The sequence below is a fragment of the Streptomyces sp. NPDC020965 genome (assembly GCF_044333555.1).
Taxonomy (GTDB): Bacteria; Actinomycetota; Actinomycetes; order Streptomycetales; family Streptomycetaceae; genus Streptomyces.
This window is the reverse complement of record NZ_JBIRRE010000030.1, coordinates 1-7,190: the sequence shown is the minus strand read 5'-3', so window position 1 is coordinate 7,190 and position 7,190 is coordinate 1. Positions and strand designations below refer to the sequence as shown.

At 68.5% G+C, this 7,190-nt stretch carries 2 protein-coding genes; both read right to left on the bottom strand.

Features of this window, described 5'->3' with window-relative positions; all coding sequences use genetic code 11:
• Positions 1 to 6,278: type I polyketide synthase (locus ACH4S7_RS36450; RefSeq protein WP_398525731.1), on the bottom strand; the 6,278-nt coding region annotated here is incomplete at its 3' end.
• Between the two features lie 17 nt (positions 6,279 to 6,295).
• Positions 6,296 to 7,190: phosphopantetheine-binding protein (locus ACH4S7_RS36445; protein WP_398525730.1), on the bottom strand; the 895-nt coding region annotated here is incomplete at its 5' end.

The following is a 7,190-nucleotide window of genomic DNA, read 5'->3' as shown; positions in this document are numbered from 1 at the left end:
GCCAGACCATCCAACAACGCCTCGCGATCCGAACCGAGAACAACCGCCCGATCCTCAAAAGCCGACCGCGACACCACCAACGAATGACCAACATCAACCAAACGGTGCTCAGGGTGCTCAAGCACCCACTCCCGCAGCCGAGCGGCCTGCGCCCGCAACGCGTCCGCACCACGCCCCGACACCACCCACGGCACCAGGACATCGCCCTTCATGGCCGGCTCGGGAGCCCCGACCTCCACCGGGGGGGCCTGCTCGATGATCGTGTGAGCGTTGGTACCACTGATGCCGAAGGAGGAGACTGCCGCGCGCCACGGACGGTCCACCTCGGGCCAGGAGGCAGCCTCCGTCAGCAGCTCAACCGCACCGCTCGCCCAATCCACATGCGGAGTCGGCTCGTCCACATGCAGCGTGGGCGGAAGGACCCCGTTCCGTAGGGCCATCACCATCTTGATCACACCGGCGACACCGGCAGCCGCCTGAGTGTGCCCAATGTTCGACTTGATCGAGCCCAGCCGCAGCGGCCGGTCCTCGGGACGGCCCTGACCATAGGTCGCCAGCAGGGCCTGCGCCTCAATCGGGTCACCGAGACTCGTTCCCGTACCGTGTGCCTCCACCACATCCACATCAGCGGTGGAGAGACCGGCAGAGGCCAGGGCCTGACGAATCACCCGCTGCTGCGACGGACCATTCGGCGCCGTCAGACCATTACTGGCACCGTCCTGATTCACCGCACTGCCCCGGATGACAGCGAGGACGGGATGGCCGAGACGCTGGGCATCCGACAACCGCTCCAGGACCAACATGCCCACGCCCTCGCCCGGGCCAAATCCGTCCGCCGCCGCTCCGAACGCCTTGCACCGACCATCCGCCGCCAGACCCCGCTGACGACTGAAGCCGATGAACGTCCCCGGAGTGGACATGACGGTGACGCCACCGGCGAGCGCTATGGAGCACTCACCCTGCCGCAGGGCCTGGCCCGCCAGATGCAACGCGACCAACGACGACGAACACGCCGTATCCACCGTCAGCGCCGGACCCTCAAGACCCAAGACATAGGCGACTCGGCCCGAGACCACGCTGCCGGAGCTGCCCGTGCTCAGCAGCCCCTCCAGGCCCTCGGGTATCGACCGCAACCGGGCGGAGTAGTCGTGGTAGGTGACTCCGGCGAAGACTCCGGTGGCGCTGCCGCGCAGGGTGAGCGGGTCGATGCCCGCGTTCTCCACGGCCTCCCAGGAGGTCTCCAGAAGAAGACGCTGCTGAGGGTCCATCGCCAATGCCTCGCGCGGCGAGATCCCGAAGAACTCGGGATCAAACTTGGCCGCGTCGTGCAGGAAGCCACCTTCGCAGGCATAAGTGGTGCCCTGGTTGTCGGGATCGGGGTCGAACAGCGCCCGCTCGTCCCAGCCGCGATCGACTGGGAATCCACTGATGCCGTCCACTCCCTCGGCGACCAGCCGCCACAGTTGTTCGGGGGTTGCCACCCCACCTGGGAAGCGGCAGGCCATACCCACGACGGCCAGCGGCTCGTCAGTGACGTGTGCCGCCGTAGGCCGCTGCCGAGCGACAGCGCCATTCTCGTCCTCACCGTCGCCCTCGCCCTCGCCCTCGCCGAGCAATTGGCCGAGCAGGTGCTCCGTGATGATCGTCGGTGTCGGATAGTCGAAGACGAGGGTGGCCGACAACTGGAGCCCGGTGGCGGCGTTGAGGCGATTCCGCAGTTCTACGGCGGTGAGCGAGTCAAAGCCGAGTTCGCGGAAGGCCCGCCCCGCAGCCACGTTCTCGGGGCCGCTGTGCCCGAGGACCGCCGCGACATGGCCCCGTACCAGATCCAGCAGCGTACGGTGCCGCTCAGGTCCTGCGAGTCCGACGAGCCGGGCGGCCAGTCCGGACCCGGAGTCCGTGGTGGCGGCGTGCTCTGCCAGCAGCGCCTGGACCTCGGGGATCTCGTTGAAGAACAGGTTGGCGCGCTCGGCGTTGTTCGCGGTCCAGAACTGCTTCCATGAGATGTCTGCGATCGAGACGCAGGTCTCGTCCCCGGCCAGCGCCACCCCGAGGGCCTCCAGCGCCTGCTCCGGGGACATCGGCGGAACGCCGTGCCGCGCGAACCGGTCGAAGGTGTCGCTCTCCCGGGCCATCCCGTCACCCGCCCAGGCCGCCCAGGCGATCGCGGTCGCGGCCAGGCCGTGGGAGCGGCGGTACTGGGCCAGGGCATCCAGGTACGCGTTGGCGGGAGCGTAGTTGCCCTGACCGGGCGAGCCGACCACCGCACCGAACGACGAGAACAACACGAAGTGCGCGAGGTCCAGCTCGCTGGTCAGCTCGTGCAGATTCCACGCCCCGGCCTTCTTCGCACGCAGCGCCGCCGCCATCCGGCTCGGGCTCAGGGAGTCAATCACCCCGTCATCGAGCGCGGCTGCCGTGTGGATCACGGTGGTCAGGGGGTGCTCGGCGGGAATGGCGGCCAGGACGGTGGCGAGGGCGTCGCGGTCGGCGATGTCGCAGGCGACCACATCCGCGTGGCACCCGGCCTCCGACAGCTCCGCCACCAGGGTTTCGGCTTCGGGAGCGCGGTGGCCGCTACGACTGAGCAGCAGCAGGCGCCGGGCGCCACGACTCGCCGTCCATCGGGCCACATGCCGGCCCAGCGCACCCGTACCACCGGTGATCAGTACGGTTCCGTCGCCGGGCGTCCATCCGCCGGACGTGGCACGGTCCGACGCCGGTGCGGTGACGAGACGGCGGACGTACGTACCGGATGTACGGATCGCGATCTGGTCCTCGCCTCCGTCACCCGCCAGCGCGGACCCGATTCGGTCCCAGCAACTCTGGTCGACCGTCTCCGACAGGTCGATCAGACCGCCCCAGCGCTGGGGAGCCTCCAGCGGGATGACCCGGCCAAGGCCCCAGACCAGCGCCTGAGTGGGATGGCGGAGCGGGTCTGTCCGGCCGACGGAGACTGCACCCTGGGTTAGGCACCACATCGGGGCCTCAATGCCCACGTCACCCAGGGCTTGGACGAGGGCCAGTACCCCGGCGAGACCGGCGGAGACGACGGGAAACTCCGTCAGCGGGTCTTCGGCCAGGCCCAATAGGGCGACGGCGCCGGACACCGGCTGATCAGGAGTGTCGGCCAGTGCGCCGTCGAGCAGGGCACGCCAGCTCGCGCGGTCACCCACTGCGGGGCCATCGGGGCGGAGGACGACGGCGGTGGCGCCGCGCTCCTCCAGCGCCGATACGCACTCCGCGGTGAGTCCGTCGAAGCTGCCCGGCTGGGGTGCGAGGACCAACCAGGTGCCGGACAGGCTCCCATCCGTCGCCGCGCCGGTCTGCGGCTTCCATGTCACCTGGTAGCGCCAGGACTGGGCAGCGGTACGGGCGCGCTGGACCTGCCGCCAAGAAGAGAGCACGGGCAGCACGGGCTCCAATGCCTCTACCGACGCGTCCACTCCTGCCGTCGCGAGGGCCGCCGCCAATTCCTCGGCGTCTCCGCGCTCGACCACGTCCCAGAAGCGTGCCTCTGCGCCGTCGACTGCGGCGACCTCGGCTATCGCTGTGCCGGCCTCCAGCCAGAAGCGCTCCCGTTGGAAGGCGTAGGTGGGGAGGTCGACGCGGCGGGTCTCCCGGCCGGTGAAAGCCGCCGTGTGCCAGTCGATGGGGAGGCCGGCGACGAAGAGTTGGGCGGCGGCGGTGAGGAGGGTCTCGTGTTCGTTCTCGTCGCGGCGCAGGGTGCCGATGGACAGGCCGTTCGCCTCGGCCTGGTCGAGGGTGTCCTGGACACTCATCGCCAGGACGGGGTGCGGGGATATCTCCACGAAGGCGGTCAGTCCGTCGGTGATCAGGGCCTGGACGGTCTCGTGGAAGCGGACGGTGCCCCGGATGTTGTCGAACCAGTACGAGGCGTCCATCCGCGATGTGTCGATGGCCTCGGCCGACACCGTGGAGTAGAGGGGGATACGGGAGGACTTGGGCTCGATCCCGGACAGGATCTCCAGCAGCTCGTCGTGGATGCGGTCCATATGGGCCGAGTGGGACGCGTAGTCCACCGGCACCCACTTCGTCCGCACACCCTGAGCAGTCAGTCCCTCCACCACGGGGGTGAGGGCGGACCGGTCCCCTGAGAGGACGACGGACGAGGGTCCATTGACGGCGGCCAGGGACACGCCGTCCCCGGTCAACGCCTCAGCCTCAGCGGCGGGGAGCGCGACGGACACCATCGCGCCGTCGCCCGCCATCGCCCGCACGGCACGGCTCCGCAACGCCACCACCTGCGCCGCATCCTCCACCGACAGCGCCCCCGCCACACACGCGGCAGCAATCTCACCCTGCGAATGACCCACCACAGCAGCCGGAACAACACCCCATGACTCCCAGACAGCCGCCAGGGAGACCATCACCGCCCAGAGGACGGGCTGGACCACGTCCACCCGCTCCAGACCAGGAGCCCCGGACTCACCCCGTACCACATCAATCAGCGACCACTCCACCAGCGGATCCAACGCAGCCGCGCACTCGTCCAACCGCGCCCGGAACACGGGAGACGACGCGTACAACTCACGCCCCATCCCCACCCACTGCGACCCCTGACCCGGAAAGACGAACACCGCCCGATCAGCAACCACACCACCACCCGACCCACCCACCACACCCGGCCACGGCGCACCCTCAACAACCGCCGCCAGAGCGTCGAGTAGCACATCCCGGTGCGACCCCAGCACAACCAACCGGTCCTCGAACAGCGACCGGGAGGTGAGGAGGGAGGAGCCGATGTCCGCCGGGTGGGCCCCGGGGCGTTCCAGCAGCCACTCCCGCAATCGCGCCGCCTGCGCCCGGACACCGGCGGCACCACGGCCGGACAGCACCCACGGCACCAGGGAGTCACCGTCCGTGGTGGCCACCTGGGCGGTGCCGTCCTCCGGCGCCTGCTCCAGAATCGCGTGCGCGTTGGTACCGCTGATCCCGAACGACGACACCGCGGCCCGGCGCGGACGACCCGTCTCGGGCCACGGCCGGGACTCCGTCAGCAGCTCCACCGCGCCGCTGGTCCAGTCGACATGCGGCGTCGGCTCGTCCACATGCAGCGTCGCCGGGAGGACACCGTGCCGCAGCGCCATCACCATCTTGATCACACCCGCCACGCCCGCAGCGGCCTGCGCATGGCCGATGTTGGACTTGAGCGAACCCAGCAAGAGCGGCCGGCCCTTCGGCCGACCCTGGCCGTACGTGGCCAACAGGGCCTGCGCCTCGATCGGGTCACCGAGACTCGTTCCCGTACCGTGCGCCTCCACCACATCCACATCGGCGGTGGAGAGGCCGGCCGACGCGAGTGCCTGACGAATCACCCGCTGCTGCGACGGACCATTCGGCGCCGTCAGTCCGCTGCTGGCGCCATCCTGATTGACCGCGCTGGAACGAATCACGGCGAGAACCCGGTGGCCCAGGCGCTGGGCCACCGACAGCCGCTCGACCACGAGCACACCGACACCTTCGGCCCAGCCCGTACCATCCGCAGCCGCCGCGAACGACTTGCACCGACCATCCGCAGCCAGACCCCGCTGACGGCTGAACTCCACAAACCCCGTCGGCGTGGCCATGACCGCCACACCGCCGACCAGCGCCATCGAGCACTCGTCATTACGCAACGCCTGCATCGCCAGGTGGAGCGCCACCAGCGATGACGAGCACGCCGTGTCGACGCTGACGGCGGGCCCCTCGGCACCGAGCACATAGGCCACCCGGCCGGATATGACGCTTCCGGCGGTGCCGGTCAGCAGATAGCCGTCCGTGGCATCCGCAGCCTGATTGGCCGTGACCGCATAGTCCTGGCTGCTGGTGCCGACGAATACGCCGGCCCTGCTTCCCCGCAGGATCAGTGGGTCGATGCCCGCGTTCTCGACCGCCTCCCAGGAGGTCTCCAGGAGGAGACGCTGCTGCGGGTCCATCGCCAGCGCCTCACGCGGCGAGATCCCGAAGAAGCCCGCGTCAAACTCGCCTGCGTCGTGCAGGAAGCCGCCCTCGCAGGCGTAGGACGTGCCCTGGTGGTTCGGGTCCGGGTTGTAGATGTTTTCGATGTCCCAGCCACGGTCGGTGGGGAACTCGGTGACTCCGTCCCTGCCCTCGGCCACCAGCTTCCAGAGCTGCTCCGGCGATGTCACACCACCGGGGTATCGGCAGGCCATACCAACGATTGCCAAGGGCTCGGCGGAGCGCCCTTCGAGTTCAGCGACCCGGGAGCGGCTGTTCTCCAGTTCCGCCATCGTCCGCTTGAGGTACTCGAACATCTTCTGCTCGTTGGACATCAGGCTTCCCCGCTCTCTGCGTCCGCGGCGTCCGACGAGTCGATGCCGAGAGATCCGTCGATCATTTTGAAAATCTCGTCCGGACTCAGCCCGTCGAAGTGTTCGGCCGTCTTCTCGCCCGATGAATCGCTGGTGATGGCAGGGGTCGGTGAGAGCAACGGATCGATCTTCTGTCTGACCGCAAGGCGCATCTGATCCGTTACCGATTCGTCGAGGAGCATGGATTCCAACATCTCCAGCGTGGAAAAGAGCATCGAACTTGCGTCGGAGGACGTCAGTTGGCCGACGATATGACGCGCCAGGCTTGCCGCGTTCGGATAGTCGAAGAGAAGGGTGGGCGGCAACGAAAGGCCGGTGCTCTTGCTGACCCTGTTCCTGAACTCAACGGCGGTCAGGCTGTCAAACCCGATGTCGAGGAAGCCACGTTCGCTGCCGACCGCTTCCAGGTTGGCATGGCCGAGCACACCGGCCGCATGGGATCGAACCAGCTCAAGAACGGACCGGTTCCGCTCCGTCTCGGAGAGGCCCGCCAGCCGTTCGGCGAGTCCCGACTCCTGACGGGTGTTGTTTTCGGCGGCTGCTGTCTCCGCGAGGAATTCCGCGACCTGCGGAATGTCGTGCAGCAGCGGGCGAGGGCGAGCCGACGCGAATGCCGAGTAGAACTTCACCCAGTCGACGTCGGCAACCGTAAGGCTGGCATCCCCGCTCTCGATGGCCTGCTCCATCGCCGCGATGGCGAGTTCAGGCGACATCGAATTCAGCCCACGGCGCTCCAATTGTTGCTCCGCCTGGGCATCGACCATTCCGCCGTCGGCCCACGGGCCCCACGCGATCGACACAGCCGGCAACCCACGACCCCGCCGATACTCCGCCAACCCATCCAAAAACGCATTC